Consider the following 23,351-nt stretch of genomic DNA (forward strand, 5'->3'; position numbering starts at 1 on the left):
CGGGCTATGCCACCGAGTCCAGCAGCACGGCCAGGAAGCCGTCTGATGGATCGGCATGCCTAGCGCTGGCTTTTCTCCTGGCGGACTTTTTCGGGGCTGCAGCGCACTGTTCCTGTTTGCGCAGGGTGACTTCCACCACGTTTTCCAAGGTGTAACGGTCCAGGATGTTGGCGATCGCATTGCGGACATCGATCATGAGCATGCGCAGTCCGCAATGCGTCTCGTCCGGGCAGGTGCACTTCTCATACTCCGTCTCGCTGGCGCAGCCGATGGGAGCGAGCTTGCCATCAATTAGGCGGACGATTTCGCCCATTTTGATCGATTTCATCGGCTTGGCCAGCCGCGTGCCGCCGTATTTGCCGCGAGTGCTTTCCACATAGCCGGCAGTGCGCAGTTCGAAGAGAATGGCCTCAAGAAACTTGAAGGGCAGATGCTCCTGCTCCGCCAATGAGGAGACGGAAATCACGCCTTCTTTTTGTCTCTCGGCAATGCCCAGCCGTATCATGGTGCGCAAGGCATATTCTCCGCGTTTGGTCAGTCGCATGGCAATAATTATGAAAGGGCTACGCCCACCGGGCAAGTAGGAATACTTTATTTCACCTGCGGAGATGGGAGGTGCGTTCGGCTACCTGGAATCTCTGGACGTGGCGATGGGCATGATGCCGAGATCGCGGGCGTCGGGGATGGAGATAAGCTGGATGTCTGGATCGGCGTCTTCGGAGTCGTCTTCGAACTCGGTCTTGTATTTCTTGAGGTTGGCGTTGCCGATTTTGACGGCGCTGGTGAAGGTCTTGTAGGAGGCTTTGAACTCGGTGAGTTTGGCTTTCTCGGTGAGATTGGCGATTTCTTCGACGGAGCGGATTTCGTCGTTGCCGAGCATGGTGGTTTCGAGGCCGATGCGCTTGGCGTCTTCGCCATCGCCGAGGTCGAAAGCGAGGAAGCAGTGGCCGGGGATCATGACGAGGTAGGAGGTGATGCCGATCTTGCTGAGGACGGAGGCCATGAGGACGGAGCCGTCCACGCAGTTGGCCTGAGTGGCCCGCACGGAGTCATCGAGAAAACGGACGGTCTGGCTGACGACGTATTTGCTGGGAAGGGTGTGGGAGACATCGCTGTATTTGATGCCGCGGCGCTGGAGGGCGTTCCAGATGGCAAAGACCTGCATCATGACGTCTTTGGGCTCTTCGGACTGGTAGCCGGAGAAGTCGGAGACGATGCCGCTTTTGAGGGCTTCCTTGAGGATCATGTCCACCTCAGGGTGGTTTTCATTCACGTAGGCGGCAAAGAGCCAGGAGAAGTCGTCGAAGTCCTCGCCTTCTTCGTCCATGAGGACGTAGAACATGCAGTCATTGATGGAGCGCATGACGTAGGTTTCGTGGTCGTCGGGGACGGCGACGCCATTGACGGTGGCTTGGAAGGTGACGTTGATGGGGCGCTGCTGGCGGACTTTGAGGAGGGCATCGTAGTCCCAGAGGGCCTTGGGGAAGATGCGGGCTTCGCCGGCTTTGGTGATGCGGGTGACTTTGCCTTTCCAGGTGGAGGGCTTGAGGAAGCCGTCGATGGAGATGGTGACTTCAACCTGGGCGTTTTTGGGGAGGCCGGTGAGATCGACGGCGAGCCAGCCGTTTTCGTCGCCATAAATGGGGATTTCCTTTTTGCTGGGCTTGGGGTCGTCAGCGGTTTTTTTGTCTTCGGCGATCTGGTCGTCACCGTTCCAGTCCACGGTGGCGGTGGAGACGATGGCGCTGGGGTAAAGATCGGTCTCGGTGTAGGACCAGGGGTCCAGGGTGACCTCTGCCTGCAGGGAGGAAGTGAGGGCGGTGCAGAGGAGCAGGGAAGGGAGGGAAAATCTCATGGTGAAGCGTTGAATATCAAAGGGGAAGCTGCCGTGCGAGCAGGGGCGGCAGAAAGGAGGCACAGTATCAAGCAGCGATTCTGGTGCGCTGGAAAAACGACATGGGAATAAAGATTTGCCGGGCTGACTTTGCGAGGAGGGCTTCTGGCTGCTTGCACTCGCAGGGACCACTGGCACGGTGGGGCATGCCAAAGCGGATCGCTATTTTTGGAGGCAGCTTCAACCCCCCGGGGAACCACCATGCCGCCATCGCCATGCGACTGGCGCAGGATTTTGACGAGGTGCGGGTGATCCCCTGCGGACCACGGCCGGACAAGCCGGAGACGGACAGCGTGCCATCGGTGTACCGGGCGGCGCTGGCGGACATCGTGTTTGGGGGGCTGCCGAAGGTGACGGTGGATCTGTCTGACTTTGAGCAGGAAACTTTTACGCGGAATCATGAGCTGCAGCGGCGCTTTGAGGCTGAAGGGGAGCTGTGGCATGTGGTGGGGGCGGATCTGGTGACGGGAGGTGCGAAAGGGGAGTCGCTGATCCAGCGGACGTGGGCGCAGGGGCTGGAGCTGTGGGATCGGGCGAATTTTGCGGTGCTGAAGCGGCCGGGCTACACGATGAGTGATGACGACCTGCCACCTCATGCACGGGTGATCGAGCATCTGGTTGAGGGCTCCAGCACGGAGATCCGCGAACATTTGAGCCATGGAAAATGTGTGCGCGATCTGGTGCCGCCACGGGCGGAGGCCTACCTAGCGCGCTACGGCCTGTACCGTGCGCCGGTGCCGGGGAACTGGGCGCGGGGCACGCTGGAGGACGCGAAGTTTTTCCTGCAGGCGGATGTGGAAAACCCGAAGGTGCGTGAGCTGAGCCAGCTGCTGGATGGCAGGCATGTGGCGGCGGGGGAGGCGGATTTCATCAACGTGATCGGCGGGGACGGGGCAATGCTGCGGAGCATCCGCGAGCACTGGCGGAAGAGGCTGCCGTTTTTCGGCGTCAATGCGGGGCACCTGGGATTTTTGCTGAACGGGCCGGATCAAGTAACGGCGAATTCGTTTCCGCCGAGCGATGTGATTTTCCGCCAGATGCCGATGCTCTTCCTTGAGTTTGAGGACGAAGAGGGGCGCAGACACCCGGCGCATGGGTTCAATGATTCCTGGCTGGAGCGTGCGACGAGCCAGTCGGCGTGGCTGGAGATCACTGTGAATAACGTGCGACGAATTCCCAAGCTGGTGTGCGACGGGGCACTGGTGGCGACGGCTGCCGGATCGACGGCGTATGCGCGGAGCATGGGTGCGGCGCCGCTGCTGGCGGATACGCCGGCATGGTTACTTGTGGGCTCGAACGTGCTGCAGCCGGCGCACTGGCGCAGCGCGCTGCTTTCTCCTGACACGACGGTGGAGATCCGGAACATCGACCCGAAGCACCGGCCGGTGCAGGCGTATGTGGACGGGCTGAGCATGGGGCGAGTGGTGGCGCTGCATGCGCGGATGTCGCGTGCGGCGGCGGCGGAACTGGTGTTTTGCGCCAGCCATGACATGGCGGAAAAAATCGCAGCGATCCAATTTGGCGCATGATCCCAGCGTTACAAAAAGACGATGCGCTGCTGGCGGACATGGCGGCGGCTTCGCTGGACGAAGACACGCTGCATGTGTGGTGGCTGGGGCAGAGCGGATTTTTGGCGCAGTGGGCCGGGGAGCGGCTGCTGTTTGACCCCTACCTCTCGGATTCACTGACGGAAAAGTATGCCGCCACGGACAAGCCGCATGTGCGGATGACGGAGCGCTGCATCGACCCGGGGTGGCTGACGGGGATCAGCCGTGTGACGGCGAGCCATGTGCACACGGATCATCTGGACGGCGCGACGCTGGTGCCGCTGGCGGAGGCGAATCCGGGCTTTCGGCTGTATGTGCCTTATCCGGTCATTCCCGAGGCCAAGAAGAGGCTGGGGGATGCCGACGTGACCTACTGCGGCACGGGGGACCGGGACAAGTATTTCGAGGGAAAATGGGAAATTCGAGGGGTCATTGCCAAGCACAATGAGGTGATCCGTGATGAGGATGAGCACTGCCACTGCACGGGCTTTTTGGTGAGGTGCGGGCCGTTTACGATCTACCACAGCGGGGACACGCTCTGGCACGATGACATTGTGCGCATGGCGCGGCAGTTTTCTTGTGATCTGATGCTGCTGCCGATCAATGGGAACCGGCCGGAGCGGCGGGTGGCGGGAAACCTGAATGGCACGGAGGCGGCGGCGCTGGCCAAGGTGGGGGCGGCAAGGCTGGTGGTGCCCTGTCACTACGACATGTTTGAGTTTAACACGGAGACGACGGACGAATTTGTGAGCGCCTGCGAAAGGCTGGAGCAGCCGTACCGCGTGATGCGGTGCGGGGAGCGGCTGGAGATGAAGAAGGCGGAATAGGCCCTCACTTGGCGATGGCCTGGCCGCTGGCGGTCCAGGCATTGAAGCCGCCTTTGAGGAGGAGGATGTTTTTGAAGCCGAGCTGGTGCATCTGGACGGCGATGAACTGGGCGCGGCCGCCGATGGCGCAGTGGACGATGCAGGGCTTGGTTTTGTCGAGCTTGGCGATGGCATCAAGGGCCTGCTGGCCGTGGAAGTAGTCGTAGTTGAGTGATTTGAGGATGTAGCCGCGGATGTGGCGCTCGTCCTCGGTGCGGACATCAATGATCAGCGTGTCCGGTTGATCGACGAGCTGGCGGACGACTTGATCCGGGGCGATCTCATGAACTTCCGGAGGGACAATCACGGCGGGAGGCAGCACGGGGCTGGCGGGCGGCTCCGCTGCGAGGGCAAAGGTGCAGAGTCCGAAGAGCAGGAGTGCTGGCATGAGGAGGGGATTCATGAAGGATGGAAATTTGCCTCTTTGTGGGGAGTTGGCGAGCGGAAGTCGCGGAGGTGGTCGTGGACTGACGTTACCAGATGAAGCTTTAGCTTATTGTTAGTATGGAAAATTTCATTCAAGATAATCGGCTTTGATTAAAATTTAGGGCATAGATAATAATGGCCATATTATTCTAATGGAGGTTGGAAGGGCTGAATTATGAGAAGAATTAAATCGCCAATTAAATCCAGATTGGATGAAATTGGGGCACACAACGGGGGATTGGGGTGCTTTTCGAAGGGAAAAAGCTTTATACTTTGGCCGTATTCGAAAAAAGACAGGCGCGAATTATCGGGCCTTAAGTCTAGCCTTTAGCAGGGAAAACGACTGCAAAGACTGAAACAGAAGCGAATAGATGTGTCTCAATTGTAAAAAATATGAAAATAATCATTGAACTTATTTCCACAATAAATTACAATTTCCATAATTCGAGGCTGAACAACTCCACAAGCTGATCATCTCGAATGCAAAACCAACAGCCAAACACACACAACACACTATGAAAAACATCAAGCTCAACACTTCCCGCAAAGCTGGCTTCAGCCTCGTGGAAATGCTCGTCGTCATCGCCATCATCGGCATCATCGCCGCCATCGCGATCCCGAACATCGGCAACCTGAACGCAAGCGCCCGTGACGCTTCGGCCCGCCGCAATGCGCAGACCGTTGCCTCCGTGGTGAATGCCGCCATCGCCGCTGGCGCTGACACCAGCACGATCACCGACACTGCATCGGCTGTTGCCGCTGCTGAAGGTGGCACGCTGTCCCCAACGCAGGGTGCATTCGCGGGCAAGGTCTTCACCTCTGGTGCCATCAATGCTGAAGATCGCACCACGGTGATCGGCTACCTGAGCTGGGACAACGCCAACAAGCAGCTGAAGTACGACACGACCTCCTCGCAGTAGTCCAAGGCTCAGCTAACGTTTCGCCCGGCTCATTGTTGATCTAAAAACAACAGATTCGGACGCTTCACGTCCGCCGGGGAGGTGACTCCCCGGCGGCTTTTGTGCGATATGCAAATTTAGGTGGCACTGATTATGAACATGACAATAAAGAGGAGGAGGGAGCAGGGATTTAGTTTTGTTGAGGCCATCTTCACGATTGCCATCATCGGCATCATGTCATCGATCGTGGTGGCAGCGATTTCGAATGCCTCACGCGATGCGCACCGTGTCATGGCACGGCAGCAGCAGGCGTCGGTGCAGAGCGCGCTGACGGCGTGGGTGATGGCGCAGATGCGCATGGGCAGCACAGCTCAGTTTCGCAGTCTCGAAAGCGTGCGCTCCGAGTATAATTCCAAGTCCTCCACCCAGGCACGTTTCGAACTGCTGAAACCCAACCCGACATCGACGGATCCGAGTGCGCGTGTCGGCTTTCTCGATCAAACGACAGCCGATCATTTTACGGATTACACGAGCAACGCCAATCAACTGCAAACCGCTGCCTTGTACAATGCGCAGCAGTACCTGACGCTGCCAGACTGGCAGCAAGGCGATTTTCCCCGTGTGGATCTGGTCAATCAATAAAGCGGTCTCCCGCTCAACTTCATCATGCATACCTCCTCTTCCAAATCTCACTTGTTCAGCCGCGGTTTCTCGCTGGTGGAGATGATGGCCTGTGTGTCGATCATTGGCATCATCGCCTTCATGGCGATCCCGTCCGTCACCCGCATGCGGGGTGACAGTGAGCGCAATCTGGCCATCGCGCGTGCGGAGTCGTTGAATCTGGCGCAGGCGAGCTACATCCAGGTGCGAGGCCGGACCCAGGCTGCCTTGGAATGGGCCGCAGCTTCGACGCCCGATTTGAAGTACAAACTGCTGAGCAACTACCTGAGCTTTGCAGAAAAGGACCTGGTCAGCTACCTGCCGTCCGGGTACTCGGTGGCTTTCCCCCCGACGATCACGTCCATGGTCAAGGTCACTCTCACCAGCCCGACCGGGACGATTAATTACTGACGCATTCCGGCATGACCTTCACCTCACATCAAGGAAAGCGCACCACCTGGCTGCCCGTCGGCAGTGAGCGCGGGTTTTCCATGTCGGAAATGGTCATGGTGATCTGCATTCTGTCAGTGCTGGCGGGCATTGCGGTGCCATCGTTCAGTCAATTTTTAGGCAGCTCCAAAGACGCACTGGCCGAGTCCCGGCAGGAGACGCTGAACCAGGCATTGTCACGTTTTGCTCAGCAGAACTACGAACTGCTGTTTGACGCCAGGAGCGGGTCCGTTTCGGATGAGATGGTCATTCTGCGCACGCTGCAATATCGTGATCCGAACAGCAACCGTGCGCAGCCGGGCTCCCCCTATATGGACCCACGGTACAATCCGGTCACCTCCAGCGACACCACTGTGCATCGTCTGCGCTGGACGGGGCGCATGTTTGAACTGCTCAAACCCGGGCAGAGCGGCACCGGCATTCTGATGAATTTCGAAGGTACGGACTTCACCACGGCATTTGTTTTTCCGCCGAACTTCCAAACGGCGGGACGCTGATCCCTGCCACGCAAAAACTCATGGCTGCCACCCTCCAGATCCCGACGAACCCGCTCGCACCAAAATCCTTTGGTGCTGCGAGTAATCCGCCAAACACGATAGTTGAGGCGAGGCAGACGGCGATCCTTGCCATTCAATCGATTGAGGGCCTGGCGCTGCAGCATGGGATGCTGCCCGTGACGCTGCTGCGTGAGAGCTGCTCGCCGGATGCGGAGCGGCTGATCCGGAAGCTGGGCCGGGTGCCGTATGTGGCGGATCCCTGGCTGCCGGTGAGCACCATCGGACCGCTGCTGGTGATGGCGCACCACAACCCACGGGCGGGCGACTTGTGGGGAGTGCCGCACTTCCTCACGATCCGGGTGCTGATCACCCAGGACCAGTATCAAAACACGCGGAAGGATCTGGTGCAGCGCTTTGGCCAGATGCCGATCTCCCAGTCCAACGCGATGGAGCAGCTGCAGCCACCGGTGTTTGCCGACCTGGGGCTGGAAGGCACCTTCCAATGGCTGTTGGAACGATATCCCTATGAGCCGGCTGAAATCACGAAGCTAAAAGGTTTCTACGAGGCGCAGAAAGGCAAGTCGGAGACGCTGGGAGTCACGCATTTCAATGTGGTGCAGCGCAACATGGGCATCGCCCTGCAGCACCTCGTCAGCGGCTGCCGAACGCTGGTGTACAGCGCCACCGAGGCTCAGCGGCAGACTTTCTTCCCGATCCCGCTGCTGGAGCGGCACAATGTCTACCCGCTCTACATCGGCAAGCAGGTCGTCTTTTTGCTGAGTGAGAGCGCTGACTGCTATGCTTTCGAGGACGAGTGGCTCTCGATGGGCAATCCGTCGGTGAAGATCGTGCCGGTGCTGGCGGATCTGGCGAGCATCCGTGAGGCGATCAACCGTGCGGGCGCGACCTTTGACCCCAGCGCGGTGGCTTCGATGGAGGGGACGACGCTCTCGGTGGCGGATGATGCCAGCGTGGTGGAGATCTCTCCCGAAGACATGGCGCGGATCAATCCGCAGAATCCGAACCACGAGCCGGAGCAGCTGGTGCAGTGGGCGTTGTTCACCGCGATCCGCTGCCGCGCCTCCGACTTGCACCTGGAGAAATTTTACAGCTTCACGCGCTTCCGTGCGCGCATGGACGGCACGATGAAGACGATCATGACCGCGCCGGAGAGTCAGCTCAACCGCTACGTGGCGCTGCTGAAAAACTACGCGGGCATGAGCCAGAACCGGCAGGAGTGCCAGGACGGGCGCATGGCGCTCTCCATCGGCCGGCGCCGGGTGGATGTTCGCGTGGCTGCGGTGCCGACGCGGCGTGAGTTCCAGAAGGTGATCATGCGTTTCCTGGACAAGCAGGACGGGGTGAAGCGCCTTTCGGATTTCAATCTCTCGCAGCGCCAGATCGACATCCTGACACGGACCATGCAGCGCGACCAGGGGCTGGTGCTGGTGACGGGCCCGACCGGCTCTGGTAAAACGACCACGCTGTATGCGCTGCTCAACAGCGTGAATGATGAGAGCGTCAACATTCAGACGATCGAAGACCCGATCGAATACGAAATTGAAGGGATCAATCAGACGCAGACAAACAACGCGCGCGGACTCGACTTCGCGAACGGCCTGCGCTCCCTGCTGCGTGCCGACCCTGACATCATCCTGATCGGTGAGTCACGCGATGCGGAAACGGCAGGTGCGGCGGTGAACGCCTCTCTCACGGGACATCTGGTGCTCACCACGCTGCATGCGAATGACTCTTTGCGTGCGGTGTCACGACTGCTGTCGATGGGGGTGGAAAAATATCTGCTGGCAGATTCACTGGCACTGAGCCAGGCGCAGCGTCTGGCGCGCCGCCTGTGCACCTACTGCAAGCAGCCGATGCAGGCCCCGCCGGACGTGCAGGATTTGATGGCCAAGCAGGCCGTCATCACCCAGCCGATCACCACACCGATCTACACCGCCCGCGGGTGTGATGAGTGCCATGGCACAGGCTATGCCGGACGCGTGGCGCTGATGGAGCTGTGCGAGGTGAACAATGAACTGCGCGACCTCGTGGAAGAGGGCGCCCCGCTGAGCGCGATGCGCGCCGCCGCCTTCAAAAATGGTTTCCGCTCGCTCTATCAAGAAGGCCTGCAGCAGGTCATCGGCGGGCACACATCTCTCGATGAAATCAAATGCCTCAGCTACACCGCCATGTAAGCGGGAGAATTTTTTTCAACCATCCAACTCTTGAACGCCATGCCCCCGACCACTCAGCTTCTGCCTCGTGAATTTGCCTCGCGTGCCATTGCGCGCGTGTTGATCATCGATGACGAACCTCATGTGCTGGCTGTGGGAAAGGCCGTGCTGGAGGCCCACGGGTTTGAGGCCGTCACCTCCCGCAGTGGCGAAGAGGCGCTGGAGCTCGTGCGCGTGGGCATGGAAGCGGGGCAGCGATTCACCGCGGCGATTCTGGATCTCACGATGCCTGGCGGCGCCTCCGGATTTGAGGTGCTGGAATGGCTGCGTGCGTGTGATCCGCGGCTGCCCGTCATCGCGTGCAGCGGGTACTTCCAGGAGGATGTGAAGGATCTTTGCCAGGCGATTGGTTTTGTGGATGTGCTGCACAAGCCCTTCAATCTTGAAAGCCTGTGTCTGGCGGTGCGTCGTGCCATGGTGCAGGATTCGGAAGCGGCGGAGTCAGGTTTCTCGAGCTTCAAATCGGGTTCTGCTTCATGAGGTTTCACTTTCAGATCGCCAACCGCTTTACACTGCTCGGCATGTTTGCCGTGCTGGTGGGTGCGGGGGCGACTGCCACGGGCTTCATCTGGCAGGAGTTTATCACTCTGCGTTTTGTGCAGAGCTCCTACCTCGGTGCGGTGGCATTGGCGGGCCAGATGGAGCTGAACCGGCAGGCGCTCACTGAGAGCGAGATGGCCGGAGTGGCCCCGCTGAACTGGGAGAATGAAACACGCTTGCGGATGCGCCTGCAGACGGTGGATATCCCGCCCGCCTTGCAGAATCTGGGGCTCCAGGTCGAGGTGGTGGCACCACGCCAGTCTGGTGGCGCCGGCACCCCGCCGGTGGTGAAGTCGCCGTCCATCGTCATCCTTCCGGGCTGCCAGAGCTGTGCCATTGAGGAGCCTTCTGCGGCACACATGAACAATCTCATCTACCGCGTGATGGCGGGCAGTTCTCTGGTGATGGATGACACCAGTGACAGTCGTGATATGGAAATCAACGGCGGGGATCACTGGCTCATCAGCGCCGCGCCGCTGTACTCCAGAAGCGGGTATGTGGCGGGCGCTTTCATTGCACGTCAGCCGCTGGTGCAGCTGCGTCATCTTTTCAATTCCCAGCGTCTTACCGTGCCCATTCTCGGCGCCTGCGCCGGTCTGGCCCTGGCAGTGTTCAGCTTTTACATCATCGGCCGGCGCATCACGAAGAAGACGCATGCGCTCATCGACGCCTTCCGTGCGATGCGTGCGGGGAATCTCAATGTCCGCGTCCCCGCCAACGGCAATGATGACCTGGACCTGGTGCAGGAGGAGTTCAACACGATGATCTCGCACGTGCAGGAAGATGACCAGCGGAAGCATACTCTGCTCGTCGAATATGAAGCGGCCAAGCGGCAGGCGGAAACCGCGACCGCCGCGAAGGGCAGCTTCCTGGCAAACATGAGCCATGAGATTCGCACGCCGATGAACGGCATCATCGGCACCACCAGCCTGCTCATTGAGATGGGGCTGGATCCCGAGCAGGAGGAGCTGATCCGCATGATCCGCTCCAGCGGTGAATCACTCCTTCACGTCATCAATGACATCCTCGATTTCTCCAAGCTGGAGTCCGCGAAGATGGACATGGAAAAGCTGCCGGTGGACATCGAGAAGCTGCTTGGCGAAACGACGGACGTCTTCTCCCACAAAGCGGCGGAGAAGAACATCGAGCTCAATGTCCACATCGACGCGGCGCTGCCGCGCAAGGTGCTGGGCGACTTCCAGCGCATCAAACAAATCCTCGTCAACCTCGTGGGCAACGCCATCAAGTTCACCGAGAAGGGGGAGATCCTGATCCTGGTGCGGCAGGTTTCGCGCCAGACACCGCAGGGGGACAAGACGCTGCTGCATTTCTCCGTGCGTGACACCGGCATCGGCATTCCGCCGGAAAAAATCGGCCAGCTCTTCCAGGCCTTCAACCAGGCGGACACCTCCACCACGCGCAAATACGGCGGCACGGGTCTGGGCCTCGCCATTTCCAAGAAGCTCATCAAGATGATGCAGGGGGAGATCAGTGTGGTGAGCGAGGAGGGGAAGGGGTCTGATTTCTTCTTTGAACTGCCGCTCATCGTTGCCCCGGATGATGAATCACGTGAGGAAGAACTGGCCTGGATCGATGGTGTCAAGGCGCGGCCAGTCACCGTTTACAGCGCGCATCCCACCACGTTGCAGGTGCTGAACCAGTCACTCATGCAATGGGGCATGACCGTGAGGCTGCTGCGTGACCGTTCGCTGGTGGAGCTGGATGCAGTGATCGAAGAAGCGGGCCTTTTCATCCTCGACGTCACGGGCCTTCAGCATGAGGAGGCCGTGCAGATGCTGAATGCCGCCGCCATGCGGGGCCCCGCCATCATCACCATCATGTCCATCACCAGCGCGAAGCTGGATCGTGAACGCTTCAGTCCGCCCGCCGGCAGCCGTCACTCACGGCTTTCCAAGCCCATCAAACGTCGTGAGCTCCTGCGCACCATGGCAGAGCTGTACCGCATGCCGCGTCGTGTGGTCCTGACTCCTATTGTCACTGCGGCCGCACCTCTGGAGCGGCCCATCACGGCACCGGCTCCTGTCACAGCGCCTTCCTTGCGTCCGATTGCCACGCCTGTGCAACAGTCGCAGCAGCCTTATTATTTCCAGCCGCAGATGGGACAGCCGCAGATGGGACAGCCGCAGATGGGACAGCCGCAGATGGTTTCCACGTTTGAGTCCCCCTCGGTCCTGGAGACGCCTGCGCCTCCGGCCATGTCGAATCAAGGTTCTGCACGTGCCGCTGCTGGCGTGCATGACATTCATGTGTCTCAAGCCACGAACCGTGCCATTGCCAAGGCTGCCAAGGCGGAGACGGACAACTTCGCCAGCCAGAACCCGGCGCAAATTCTCCTGGTTGAAGATCAGCCTTTGAATCAGAAGATCGCCTCGATGCTGCTGCAGCGTCTGGGCTATGTGAGGATGGACATCGCCAACAACGGTGAGGAGGCCGTCAGCATGGTCGCTCAAGGAGGGTATGATATTGTCTTCATGGACCTGCAGATGCCTGTCATGGGCGGAGTGGAGGCCACGCGGCGTATTCGCGGGAATTTCCAGCTCAAACATCAGCCCGCCATCATCGCCATGACGGGGCATGCCCTCACTGGAGTCAAAGAGGAGTGCCGCGAGTGCGGCATGAATGCCTTCCTGACCAAGCCTGTGTCACTCGACGACTTCCGCCGCGTGATCCCGCCTGCGCTTTCGGTCGAAGCTTCGCAGATTCCCATGAGCTTTTAGAACTCAAAGATGAAAAGAGTGCAGATTTGCACCGGGCTTGTGGGGTGGGCTGGATTAAATCAGGGGGCCATAAGCAATGCTTGAACCCCTTTGCAGCCTATCTCAGAGTGACGCGGAATGAATGTGATGCGCTGTTGGATGATCCTGCTGGGAAGCTGCCTGATGGCAGGCTGCGCCCATGAAACCCATACGAAGGTGGATGATTTCTGGCGTTGGATTGACCCAATCGGGCATACACGCTCGCATCGGGAGCGTTACTATCCGCATGAGAGAACGACGGGAATACGGCTGCCGGGGGCTGATTAAACGGGCTGCGTGCTGGAAACTGGCTGCTGTTTGCAGGGACATACCATGGGGGAACGGATGAAGAAAATCGCAGTGGCCGTGCACCTGACCATGGTGATGTTGGCGCTGGTGGCGTGCGGGCATGCCAGGCGACAGGCCGCTGGTGAGGTGCCGCAGATGGTGGTGCCAGTGACACAGCGTCTGGTGGTGAGTGTGGCGGAGCAAATGATGGTGACGATGGAGGGGGAAACTCCCCGGCGGCTGTTTCGTGTGAGCACTTCCCGGTTTGGGACGGGTGACAAACGGGGGACGTACCTGACTCCGCTGGGGCGTATGGAGGTGGTGGACATCGTGGGGCAGGGGCTGCCGGTGGGGGCGAGGCTGAAGGCCCGGGAGGAGACGGGGGAGATCGTGCCGGTGGATGCGCCGGGGCGTGATGCCATAGTGACCCGCGTGCTGCGCCTGCGTGGCATGGAGTGGCGCAACAGGCATGCTTTGGAGCGGGCGATCTACATTCACGGCACGCCGGAGGAGGCCAAGCTGAAGACGCCGGCCTCGTATGGCTGCATCCGCATGGCGTCTGCAGAAATCATCGCGCTGTCCACTGGGTGAAGGTGGGTGCGCGGGTGGATGTGGTGGAGGGGAAACTGCCGGCACCGAATCAGCTGCCGCCGTGAGGTGGATGCTGGATGCTGGATGCTGGATGCTGGATGCTGGATGCTGGATGCTGGATGCTGGATGTGGCGGAGGGGGAGGGACGTTATCTCGGCAACGCTGTCTTGAGTGATGTGAGGAGTTGAGATATACCGATGGAGCAGCATATATAGTGCTGTAGTCTTAGGTTCCCCTCCAGCATGCCGCCTCCATCCCTGCAACGTCGTCACATTTTGAAAATTGTCGTGCTGACCGTGTTCGGCACGCTGCTGGCGTGGTATTTGAGCGCGATCCTGAGCTTTGCAGGCAATTCGTACGGGTTTAACAACCGCTTCTCGGAGGTGGCCATCCAGCACCACTGGTGGTACCTGGTGTGGAGCAATCTGGTGGTGCTGAAGGGCTACCTGCTGGTGGCCGCCGGGTATGTGCTGCTCATTTACCCGCTGGTGCGGCTGTGGGGCAAGGTGCGGACCTTTGCGCGCTGGGGAGTCGTGTGGCGCACGCTGCTGTTTGCGTGCCTGTTATATGGCTTTTTCATCTTCAAGCTGATGCTGGAGAAGCCGTATTTCGGTGACTACAGCTATCTGCTGGGCTGGTATGATGCGCTGGGGCGGGTGTGTGGCACGGGCGTGCAGGATGCCGTGCATGGCATGATCACGCAGGTGTTTCCGCTGGTGGCTCTGGTGGCGGCGGCGGGATTCTATCTTTTTGAGCTGCGGCGCTGGTTCACGCGGGCCGCGCGGCCGCTGCTGTTCAGCTTCACGGCGGTGGCGGGCTTGCTGGCGCTGTTTGTGGTGAGTGGCTACGGGGTGAACCGAGTGCCTGATGTGGAAGAGCTGGCGGGTGGCAGGAAGAGGCCCAAGAACATTGTCATCCTGGGATCGGACTCGCTGCGTGCGGATCATCTTTCCTGCAATGGGTATCACCGACTGACGTCGCCGAACATCGACCGCATCGCGGCGAAGGGGGTGAATTTTGAGCGCTGCCTGACGCCGATCGCTTCGACGCTGGAATCGCTCACGAGCATGTTTTCCTCGCAGTATCCGCACACGCACGGGGTGCGGCACATGTTCCCCAGCCGGGCGATGGTGGACAAGGCGAATCAGGAAGCGCCCTCGCTCGGCGCGGAGCTGAAGCGTCAGGGCTATGACACGGCGGTGATCGGCGACTGGTGTGCGTGCGGATTCAACGAACTGCCGATGGGCTTCGAGAAGATCATCGTCTCCGATTTTGACAACTTCCGCGTGTACATGAGCGAGGTGGTCTTTCTGCATCATCAGATTCTGCCGCTGTTTTTTGACAACCACGTGGGGCATATGCTGTTTCCCAAGCTCAAGTCGTTCGCGAACTACATGACGCCGGAGGTGGTGACGGACCAGGTGATCGACCGCATCAAGCAGCGTGCGGGGGACCGGCAGCCGTTTCTGCTTTTTGGTTACTATTCATGCACCCACCTGCCGTACAAGACGCCCACGCATTACGCGAAGATGTGGACGGACCCGAAGTACGACGGCCCGCACAAGCATGAGCTGGCGCTGAACGTGGACGAGTTCATCGGTGGCACGGACATCAATGAAAAATGGAGCAAGCTGCCGCGCAAGGAGGTGGAGCAGATCACGGCGCTGTATGACGGCTGCGTGCGCATGTTTGACGATTCGGTGGGCCGCGTGGTGGCCGAGCTGGAAAAGCAGGGGCTGCTGGATGACACGATCATCCTGGTCACCGGAGACCATGGGGATGATCTCTTTGAGCCGAACTGCACCTTTGGCCACGGCACCACCTTCAATGGCGGTGATCAGGCCAATCATGTGCCCGCGATTTTCCACATCCCCGGTCTGGAGAAGCCGCAGCGGCATGCGCAGCTGGCGCGCACGCTGGATTTTGCGCCCACGCTGCTGGACCTCGTGGGTGTGCCTGCTCAGCCGCGGTTTGAAGGCACGAGTCTGGCGCCGCTGATCCGTGGGGAGAAGAAGAGCCTCGGCCTCGCTTACTTCGGTGAAACCAGCTATCTCTTTTTCCGCCGCACGATTCCGGGGGAGGAGCCGCTGTTTATTCCGCCGATGGATGAGACCACGTTCATCGACCCGGACTTCGATTTTCACTTTGTGCTCAAAGAGAAGTTTCAGGATGCGGTGCTGAAAACGAAGGAGCACTGCGTGCGCACGGAGCGCTTTAAATACATCAGGACTCCAGGGGTGAACCACTCGATCGAGCGCCTGTTTGATCTGCGCGAAGATCCGCACTGCGAGCGTGATATGAAGACGCGCTATCCCGAAGTGAAAGCGCGCCTGTCTGCGGCCATGGACCAGTGGCTGACCACGCACAAGCAGAGCACCACGGCGGAGATCTACGGCATTCTGGGAGAAGACACGCTGCAGCCGACCGCGCCATGAACGCCGCTGACCTGCCGCATCTCGTGATCGGGGCCTGCATGAATGTTCATCGTACCCTCGGTCCCGGTCTGACGCAGGACGCGTATGAAGAGTGTCTGGCCATCGAGCTGCGAGAGCTGGAGTTTGATTTCAAACGCCATGTGCCGCTGGAGTTCAACTACCACGGGCGCCTGGTGAAGACCGCGACGCGGTTGGACTTTGTGGTGGGGGATTCACTGCTGCTGCTGGTGCGCTCCCAGGAGGAGATCACGCGACTGCAGCAGCAGGAGCTGGAGTCGAAGGTGAGGCTGGGGCGCTTCACGACTGGGCTGATCGTCAATTTCAACGTGGGGACGCTGCGGAAGGGGATCCACCAGATCACGGTGAAGCGACGGGCGGAGAGTGAGAAGGGGGCGTGAATTGCTGACGGACAGGAAAAAGGGCAGGGGAATCAGGGGTTGGAGACTTCTCTTATAGACTGAGCTGGGGCTCTTTAGGCGGGGTTACCCCCGCAAATTGGCCATAAGGATTATGCAGGGATTGTTCAGGATTGTGAAAAGGTTGTGCAATTGGCACGTTTACCCGAACATGAAGAAACTCTTCGCACTCCCCCTCCTAGCGCTCGTTTCGCTGTCTTCTGCCAAGGCAGCGGGCCAGATGGACACCGCTGCTGCTGCCAGGCAGATTGACTCGGTTCTGGCCAAAGACTGGGCGGCCAACAAGCTCCAAGGCAATCCGCAAACGGACGACAACACCTTTGTGCGCCGCATTTACCTGGATGTCATCGGGCGCATTCCGACCACCCGTGAAACGGAGGAGTTCCTGAACTCCAAGGACGCGAACAAGCGCGCCAAGCTGATCGACAAGCTGCTGGCCTCCGAAGCCTATGTGCAGCATTTCTTCAACTACTGGGCCGACGTGCTGCGTGTGACGTCCAATGGCAACCAGACAGGCGCCATCACCGGCGCGGCGTATGCCAATTTCGTCAAAGACAGCCTGCGGAAAAACCAGCCTTACGATCAGTTCGTGCGTGAAATGGTGGCCGCCCAGGGCAAGGCCTGGGACAATGGCGCCATCGGTTACTACATGCGCGACCGCGGCATGCCGCTGGACAACATGGCGAACACCGTGCGCGTCTTCCTGGGCACCCGCATCGAGTGTGCGCAGTGCCACAACCACCCCTTCGACAAGTGGACGCAGATGCAGTTCTTCAAGATGGCCGCCTTCACCTATGGCGTGCAGACCCAGGACTACGGCGGCGACACCATGAGCGGTGTGACCGATCTGATGCGCGAAAAAGAAAACGCCATCCGCGCCTCCATCAAGGAGCCGCAGCGTCCGCAGCGCGCCAAGAACACCGGCAAACTGAGCAAGGAGGAAAGAGTCGCTCTGGAGGCAAAGTTCGTCAGCGAGCAGAAGAAGTACGAAGCGGAGATGAAGGAAGTGAACAAGAAGCGCGAGGAGGCCCGTCAGGTTCTCCGCAAGGAACAGCGCGGTTATCAGGAAGCGATGAACGATGTGCGCGACACCATGCGCTACACCTCTGTGAGCAGCAGCGCGCGCAAGCCGACGCTGCCGCATGATTATCAGTACACCGACGCCAAACCCAAATCCACCGTCGAACCCGGCACGATGATGGGGCATGAGTGCATCACCCAAAACGGGGAGACACCCCTGCAGGCCTATGCGCGCTGGATGACCAGCCCTGAGAATCCCCGCTTCACGACTGTCATCGCCAACCGCCTGTGGAAGCGTGTGTTTGGCCTGGCCCTCATCGAGCCGCTGGATGAACTGATGGACAACACCGTACCGATGATTCCTGAGATGGAGAAGCAGCTGGAGAAGCTGGTGGTGGACATGAATTATGACATGAAAGGCGTCCTGCGCGTCCTTTACAACACCAAGGCCTACCAGGCCCAGGTCACGCGTGAGGAGCATGCGCCCGGCAATGTGTATCACTTCACCGGTCCGCTGCTGCGCCGCATGAGCGCCGAGCAGATGTGGGACTCCTTTGTCACCCTGATCAATCCCAGCCCGGACATGATCAACCAGGCCACCCGCGATGCCATGGAGCAGCGCATTTTGCAGGCGAAGAAGATCGCCGATGGCGTCGAGGCACTCACGCCTGAGGAAGCTCTGGCAGGTCTGAAGAAAGCCGCTGACATCTACAGCAAGAATCGTGAGCGCACCGATGCGCAGCAGAAGCTCTTTGCCGAGGCCCGCCTCGCCACCAAGGAAGCCCGCGATGCGGCCGACGCCCTCCCCGAAGGTCCTGCCAAAGTGGCCGCCGTGGCCAAAGCCGAGGAGCTCAAGAAGAAGGCCGACGCCATTCGCACGGAGGTCAATCGCATCCAGAACGAAGGCCGCCGCGTCACCTACGCCGAGGTGATTGCACCCGGGGAGAAGAAGCTCTTCCAGAAAATCACCGGCAAGCCTTATCAGACCGTTTCCCTGGCCATGAACAGCGGTGGCGATTCCTCCCCCGCGATGATGAGCGGTGGTGGCGACATGATGATGATGGCCAATGGCGCGAAGGCGGAGAAGATCCTCATCCCTGGCTACGACCGCAAGGAGCTCAGCCCGGAAGAAAGGAAGGCGGTGGCCCTGAAGGCGCAGGCCGCCTACGCGGAAGAGGCTGACTTCTTTGGCATCAAAGATGAAAAGGAGCGCAAGTACTACATCAACAGCCGCGAGCGGATCAGCCGTGAAACGCTGCGTGCCGCCGAGCTGGAAAGCCCCGCTCCGCGCGGCCACTACCTGCGTGAATTTGGCCAGAGCGACCGCGAGACCATCGAAAACGCCAACAATGACGCCAGCGTGCCGCAGGCCCTGGCCATGATGAACGGCAGCCTGCTGCCGCAGATCACCAGCAAGTACAGCCAGCTCATGCTGACGGTGAACAAGGCCCCGTATGCGGATGAAAAGGTGGACGCCGCCTACATGACCATCCTCTCCCGCAAGCCCACCGCCGCAGAAAAAGCCGTCTGGCTCAAGGCTCAGGACAGCGGCCTCACCAGCATGGAGGACCTCGTCTTCTCCCTGCTGAACACCCAGCAGTTCATTTTCATTCAGTAAGACACGATCCAACCCACACCCCACGCGCACCTCCCATGAAACAGGAACTTGCCTCCAAACTCGTCCGCTCAGGTGAAATCACCCGGCGTGATTTCGCTGCCAAGACAGCCAGCTCCCTTCTCGGAGTCGGTCTGCTGGGCCAGTCGCTCACCAGCAAATCCTTCGCCGCCTTTGAGGGTTCCTCGAAGCTGAGGCAGGCAGCCACGGCGAAGAACGTCATCTATCTCTACATGAGCGGTGGTCAGTCCCACATGGACACCTGGGATCCGAAGGAAGGCGTGGAAACCGCCGGCCCGACCAAGCCCATCAAGACCAGTGCGGATGGCGTGCGCATTTCCGAATACCTGCCGCTCACCGCGCAGCAGATGCACCACGGCACCGTGATCAATTCCCTCTCCTCCACCCAGGGTGCGCATGAGCAGGGGAACTACATGATGCACACCAGCTACGAGATGCGCGGCACCATCCGCCATCCCGCCATGGGCGCGTGGCTCAATGTGTTTCAGGGCGGTGGCAACAGCACCCTGCCAAACTTCGTCTTCATCGGCAATGACAGCCGTCATCCCGGCGCGGGATTCTTCCCTGCGGCGCAGGCTCCGCTGTTTGTCAGCAATCCGGAGAACGGCCTCAAGAACATCAAGAACGGCAGCCCCGAAGAGAAATTCCAGGCCCGCATGAAGCTGGCCGATGAGCTCGACAAGGACTTCCGCACCACCTTCCCGCACCGCAATGTGAAGGCCTATGCCGACATGTATGACGACGCCATGGCCATGATGAAGTCCGAAGACCTCAAGGCCTTCGACCTCACCCAGGAGCCCGGAGATCTCCGCGCCGCCTACGGCAAGGAAGCCTTCGGCCAGGGCTGCCTCCTCGCCCGTCGTCTGGTGGAGCGCGGTGTGCGCTTCGTGGAAGTTTCTCTCGGCGGCTGGGACACGCACAACGCCAACTTTGTGGCCGTGCCCGACCGTTGCGAAACTTTGGACAAGGGGCTGGCCACGCTGGTGGCTGATCTGCACAATCGAGGTCTCCTAGAAGACACTCTCATCGTGCTGACCTCTGAGTTCGGCCGCACGCCGGACATCAATCAGAACGCCGGTCGCGACCATTATCCGAAAGCCTTCTCCGGCGTCATGTTTGGCGGCGGCGTCAAAGGCGGCTTCACCTACGGCAAGACCGACAAGGAAGGTCGCGAAGTGGTGGAAGACAAAGTCAAGATCATGGACTTCAACGCCTCCATCGCCTATGCGCTGGGTCTGCCACTGGACCAGGTGATCTACAGCCCGAGCAAGCGTCCGTTCACAATTGCCGACAAAGGTCAGCCGATCACGAACCTCTTCGCGTAAGCGGATTGCGTTGCGCTGTGTGTTTTGCGTTGATGGAACGCAGTTCGGAATTGATCAACCACTGAATACACTGAATACACGGAATCAGACTCTGGTTTCCGTGTATTCAGTGTATTCCGTGGTCAATTTTAGACCTCATATCAGGGATGCTGCCTTGGTCTTCTTCACCAGTTTCACTCCCTCGATGCGCATCTTTTTGTCGGCGGCTTTGCACATGTCGTAGATGGTGAGGGCGGCGATGCTGACGGCTGTGAGGGCTTCCATTTCGACGCCGGTGGGGGCGACGGTGATGGCGGTGGCGGTGATGTGGATGGCTTTGGGCCGCACTTCAAAATCGACCTGCACTTTGCTCAGCGGGATCTGATGGCAGAGGGGGATGAGGTACTGGGTCTGCTTGGCGGCCTGGATGCCGGCGATGCGGGCGATGCTGAGGACGTCGCCTTTTTTGACCTGGTTTTTGCGGATGAGATCGAGGGTGGCGGGCTGCAGCAGGATGCGGCCTTCGGCGACGGCTTCGCGGCGGAGCGGCGGCTTGGCGGAGACGTCGACCATGGCGGCTTCGCCTTTGCGGTTGAGGTGGGTGAGCTGGCTCATGGGGTGTAAATGCTAGGGATGGGTCTCCTTAATTAAAGAAGTATTTTTCCGCGTCACGCATGGCGCTTTTCGTGGGCTCCATGCCGTCGTGCACGATAACCAGAGCTGCCAGTCACATCTTCCACCACGCGCTTGAGGCCTTCGCATTCATATTTTTTATCCTGGCACTCTTCCGCAGATCAAGCATGGGAAACCTGCATCTCTTCCATGCAGAACTCTCGTTGCCATGGAGCAGATCCTGCGGTTTGATTCACCTGTTCAATCTTCCAATCCATGAAAGCTCCGCAGATATTTGCTCTCGCACTCCGCCTGACGGGGTTGATTTTTCTTTATCATGCCTTGTCCGCCTTTCCGGGTGGCCTTTTCAAAATATTGGATCGTCTCGTGACATTAAGCCTCTGGGCGCTCATTCAAACCATTGTCGGAATCATCTGGCCGTTCATCCTTGCTTGGTGGTTTTTGCGTGGTGCGCCGTTGGTGATGCGATTGACCTATCCGAACGAGCCTCGGGACAACTGATTCTGGGCATTCCTATCCCACGCGTTTGCGCCTCTCGATCTGCTGTCGGCCTTTGTCACTGAGTGCCAGGCTCATGTGAGGAGGGCTGGGGAGCGAGGAGGTGGCGTGTCTCTGGCAGGTTGGTCGATTTTGACAGGATTCACAGGATGACGGAATGATGCAGGATCAAGGCGTTGTGATTTGAGGACGCGGGCTGGAAGCGGGAGGGATTGAATGGCATGATGTAAAGGCTGACGGAAAACGGGTGGAACCGCAGGGATGCTGTGCTCCTTTTCAAGACTTAATTCATTGCTGGAACTCAATCATGAATGCCATCAGCTACCGCAAGCATCTGCCTATCGAAGATCCAGAGAGCCTCGTGGATGTGGTGATCGATCAACCCAAGCCGGGACCGCGCGATCTGCTGGTTCAAGTGCGGGCCATTTCCGTCAATCCTGTGGACACCAAGATTCGCAGGGGCGCCGGTCCGGGACAGCCTTCGGGTGAACTCAAGATTTTAGGTTGGGACGCTGCGGGTGTGGTCGTGGAGGTTGGTTCCGAAGTGACCTTGTTTGCACCAGGTGACGAAGTTTACTATGCGGGCTCACTGGAGCGGCCTGGGTCGTATGCGGAGTTTCAGGCCGTGGATGAGCGCATCGTGGGCAGGAAGCCCGCGTCACTCAGCTTTGCCGATGCGGCGGCGTTGCCCCTCACGACCATCACAGCCTGGGAACTGCTCTTTGACCGGTTTTCGCTTCCCACGACTTCTGCATCGCAAGGAACGCTGTTGATCATTGGCGGGGCGGGAGGGGTCGGTTCCATCGCGATCCAACTGGCGAAAAAGCTGACCGGGTTGAAGGTCATCGCCACCGCCTCGCGTCCTGAAACCGTGGAGTGGTGTCGGACACTGGGCGCTGATGAGGTGATTGATCATCGCCAACCTTTGGGGGCACAGGTGAGGAAGATTGCTCCTGAAGGTGCCAGCCATGTCCTGGCCCTGACCAAGACCGAAGATCACTTCGATGAAATCATCGAAGCGGTGGCTCCAGAAGCAGCCATTGGGTTGATCGAGAATGTGGCCCGGTCTTTGGACATCAATAAGCTGAAACCGAAAAGCCTCTCCCTCCATTGGGAGTTCATGTTCGCCCGGGCCCGGCCTCAATCGCCCAAGATGAGCGAGCAGGGAGGCCTGCTCAACCAAGTGGCCGAACTCGTGGATGCCGGCAGGATCCGATCCACCGCAGTGAGCCATCTGGGCCAGATCAACGCCAGGAATCTAAGGCAGGCCCATGCGCTCGTTGAGAGTGGCAGGGCGATGGGGAAGGTCGTTCTGGAGGGGTTTTAGCGAGAGGAAGCGGTTCAGCTTTGCGGGCTGCAGGTTGCGTTCGATCCTGCCGAAGTTCAGAGGTGGAATGGCTGTTTTTCGAGCACAAGGCTCTTCTAGGCCAGGAATAGACTTCCTCGCGTCACGGCGCGAAGAAGTCAGCTCAGAGCGGGCCGAGCTTCAGCGAGTGCTGCCTTGGAGAGCGAGGCGGTGACGTGTCTTTGTTAGGTTGGTTGATTTTGACAGGATTCACAGGATGACGGAATTATGCAGGATTAAGGCGTTGTGGTTTGGGGGCGCGGGAAGGAAGCGGGGGCGATGGAATGGATGGATGGCTCGAATTTTGTTAATTCTGCAATCGTGTTAATCCTGTCCAGACTTGAGCATGGGACACCAATGCTGCTGTGCGGTGCCAAGGACTTGGAGTGCATGTAGCAAAGCCTGGACGCGACGCT

20 protein-coding genes are annotated in these 23,351 nt (G+C 59.4%); 16 read left to right on the top strand and 4 right to left on the bottom strand.

The genetic code is table 11. From position 1 onward, the window contains the following. Positions 1-4: 4 nt before the first annotated feature. Entirely contained in the window at positions 5-544 is a 540-nt protein-coding gene (locus tag AC24GY_RS21995) for an RrF2 family transcriptional regulator (protein ID WP_487687252.1), read from the bottom strand. An 81-nt stretch (positions 545-625) separates the two neighbouring features. Then, a complete protein-coding gene (locus AC24GY_RS22000; RefSeq protein ID WP_487687255.1) occupies positions 626-1,855 on the bottom strand; it encodes a hypothetical protein in 1,230 nt (409 codons plus the stop codon). A 185-nt stretch (positions 1,856-2,040) separates the two neighbouring features. On the opposite strand from AC24GY_RS22000, the gene AC24GY_RS22005 reads away from it, so the two are divergent. Next, positions 2,041-3,423, top strand: a complete 1,383-nt coding sequence (locus AC24GY_RS22005) for an NAD(+)/NADH kinase (protein ID WP_422315138.1) — start codon at positions 2,041-2,043, stop codon at positions 3,421-3,423. Beyond that, entirely contained in the window at positions 3,420-4,268 is an 849-nt protein-coding gene (locus AC24GY_RS22010; RefSeq protein ID WP_487687258.1) for an MBL fold metallo-hydrolase, read from the top strand. Before AC24GY_RS22005 ends, AC24GY_RS22010 begins: the two co-directional genes overlap by 4 nt. Before the next feature lie 4 nt (positions 4,269-4,272). Here the strand turns inward: AC24GY_RS22010 and AC24GY_RS22015 are convergent, their stop codons facing one another. Next, the gene (locus AC24GY_RS22015; protein WP_422315142.1) at positions 4,273-4,710 is read right to left on the bottom strand and encodes a rhodanese-like domain-containing protein; all 438 of its coding nucleotides are present in this window, start codon (positions 4,708-4,710) and stop codon (positions 4,273-4,275) included. Between the two features lie 538 nt (positions 4,711-5,248). Between AC24GY_RS22015 and AC24GY_RS22020 the strand changes: the two genes are divergently transcribed. The 12 genes from AC24GY_RS22020 to AC24GY_RS22075 all read left to right on the top strand — a co-directional run bounded on the left by AC24GY_RS22020 (position 5,249) and on the right by AC24GY_RS22075 (position 20,480). After that, positions 5,249-5,653, top strand: coding sequence for a prepilin-type N-terminal cleavage/methylation domain-containing protein (locus tag AC24GY_RS22020; protein WP_487687260.1), 405 nt, complete (start codon positions 5,249-5,251; stop codon positions 5,651-5,653). Positions 5,654-5,785: 132 nt separating this feature from the next. After that, positions 5,786-6,274: a type II secretion system protein gene (locus AC24GY_RS22025; protein ID WP_487687262.1), complete on the top strand. Its 489-nt coding sequence runs from the start codon at positions 5,786-5,788 to the stop codon at positions 6,272-6,274. Positions 6,275-6,298: 24 nt separating this feature from the next. Beyond that, positions 6,299-6,703 carry a type II secretion system protein gene (locus tag AC24GY_RS22030; protein ID WP_487687265.1) on the top strand — a complete coding sequence of 135 codons (405 nt, stop codon included), beginning with the start codon at positions 6,299-6,301 and terminating at the stop codon, positions 6,701-6,703. Between the two features lie 11 nt (positions 6,704-6,714). After that, a complete protein-coding gene (locus tag AC24GY_RS22035) occupies positions 6,715-7,239 on the top strand; it encodes a type IV pilin protein (RefSeq protein ID WP_487687268.1) in 525 nt (174 codons plus the stop codon). Positions 7,240-7,259: 20 nt separating this feature from the next. Next, positions 7,260-9,434 (top strand): GspE/PulE family protein, encoded by a 2,175-nt coding sequence (locus AC24GY_RS22040; protein WP_422320925.1) that lies wholly within the window; start codon positions 7,260-7,262, stop codon positions 9,432-9,434. Between the two features lie 39 nt (positions 9,435-9,473). Beyond that, entirely contained in the window at positions 9,474-9,953 is a 480-nt protein-coding gene (locus AC24GY_RS22045) for a response regulator (protein WP_422320924.1), read from the top strand. Continuing rightward, a complete protein-coding gene (locus AC24GY_RS22050; RefSeq protein ID WP_487687272.1) occupies positions 9,950-12,751 on the top strand; it encodes an ATP-binding protein in 2,802 nt (933 codons plus the stop codon). The genes AC24GY_RS22045 and AC24GY_RS22050 overlap by 4 nt, the downstream gene beginning before the upstream one ends. A 363-nt stretch (positions 12,752-13,114) precedes the next feature. Beyond that, positions 13,115-13,648, top strand: a complete 534-nt coding sequence (locus AC24GY_RS22055) for a L,D-transpeptidase family protein (protein WP_487687274.1) — start codon at positions 13,115-13,117, stop codon at positions 13,646-13,648. A gap of 242 nt (positions 13,649-13,890) precedes the next feature. Beyond that, complete coding sequence (locus AC24GY_RS22060) at positions 13,891-16,083, top strand: sulfatase-like hydrolase/transferase (protein WP_487687276.1); 2,193 nt, start codon at positions 13,891-13,893, stop codon at positions 16,081-16,083. Further along, positions 16,080-16,481 carry a GxxExxY protein gene (locus AC24GY_RS22065; protein ID WP_422320920.1) on the top strand — a complete coding sequence of 134 codons (402 nt, stop codon included), beginning with the start codon at positions 16,080-16,082 and terminating at the stop codon, positions 16,479-16,481. The genes AC24GY_RS22060 and AC24GY_RS22065 overlap by 4 nt, the downstream gene beginning before the upstream one ends. A 169-nt stretch (positions 16,482-16,650) precedes the next feature. Continuing rightward, complete coding sequence (locus AC24GY_RS22070; protein ID WP_487687279.1) at positions 16,651-19,137, top strand: DUF1549 domain-containing protein; 2,487 nt, start codon at positions 16,651-16,653, stop codon at positions 19,135-19,137. A gap of 35 nt (positions 19,138-19,172) precedes the next feature. Further along, a complete protein-coding gene (locus AC24GY_RS22075) occupies positions 19,173-20,480 on the top strand; it encodes a DUF1501 domain-containing protein (protein WP_487687282.1) in 1,308 nt (435 codons plus the stop codon). 135 nt (positions 20,481-20,615) lie between these two features. Here the strand turns inward: AC24GY_RS22075 and moaC are convergent, their stop codons facing one another. Continuing rightward, positions 20,616-21,074 carry a cyclic pyranopterin monophosphate synthase MoaC gene (gene moaC, locus AC24GY_RS22080; RefSeq protein WP_487687285.1) on the bottom strand — a complete coding sequence of 153 codons (459 nt, stop codon included), beginning with the start codon at positions 21,072-21,074 and terminating at the stop codon, positions 20,616-20,618. A 273-nt stretch (positions 21,075-21,347) separates the two neighbouring features. Here moaC and AC24GY_RS22085 point away from each other — a divergent pair, with 273 nt between their 5' ends. Together AC24GY_RS22085 and AC24GY_RS22090 are read left to right on the top strand one after the other, a co-directional pair. After that, positions 21,348-21,593, top strand: a complete 246-nt coding sequence (locus AC24GY_RS22085; RefSeq protein ID WP_422317399.1) for a hypothetical protein — start codon at positions 21,348-21,350, stop codon at positions 21,591-21,593. A gap of 304 nt (positions 21,594-21,897) precedes the next feature. Then, positions 21,898-22,917 carry a zinc-binding alcohol dehydrogenase family protein gene (locus AC24GY_RS22090; RefSeq protein ID WP_487687287.1) on the top strand — a complete coding sequence of 340 codons (1,020 nt, stop codon included), beginning with the start codon at positions 21,898-21,900 and terminating at the stop codon, positions 22,915-22,917. The last annotated feature ends 434 nt before the right edge of the window (positions 22,918-23,351 follow it).

The organism is Prosthecobacter sp. Pr1 (assembly GCF_057652315.1).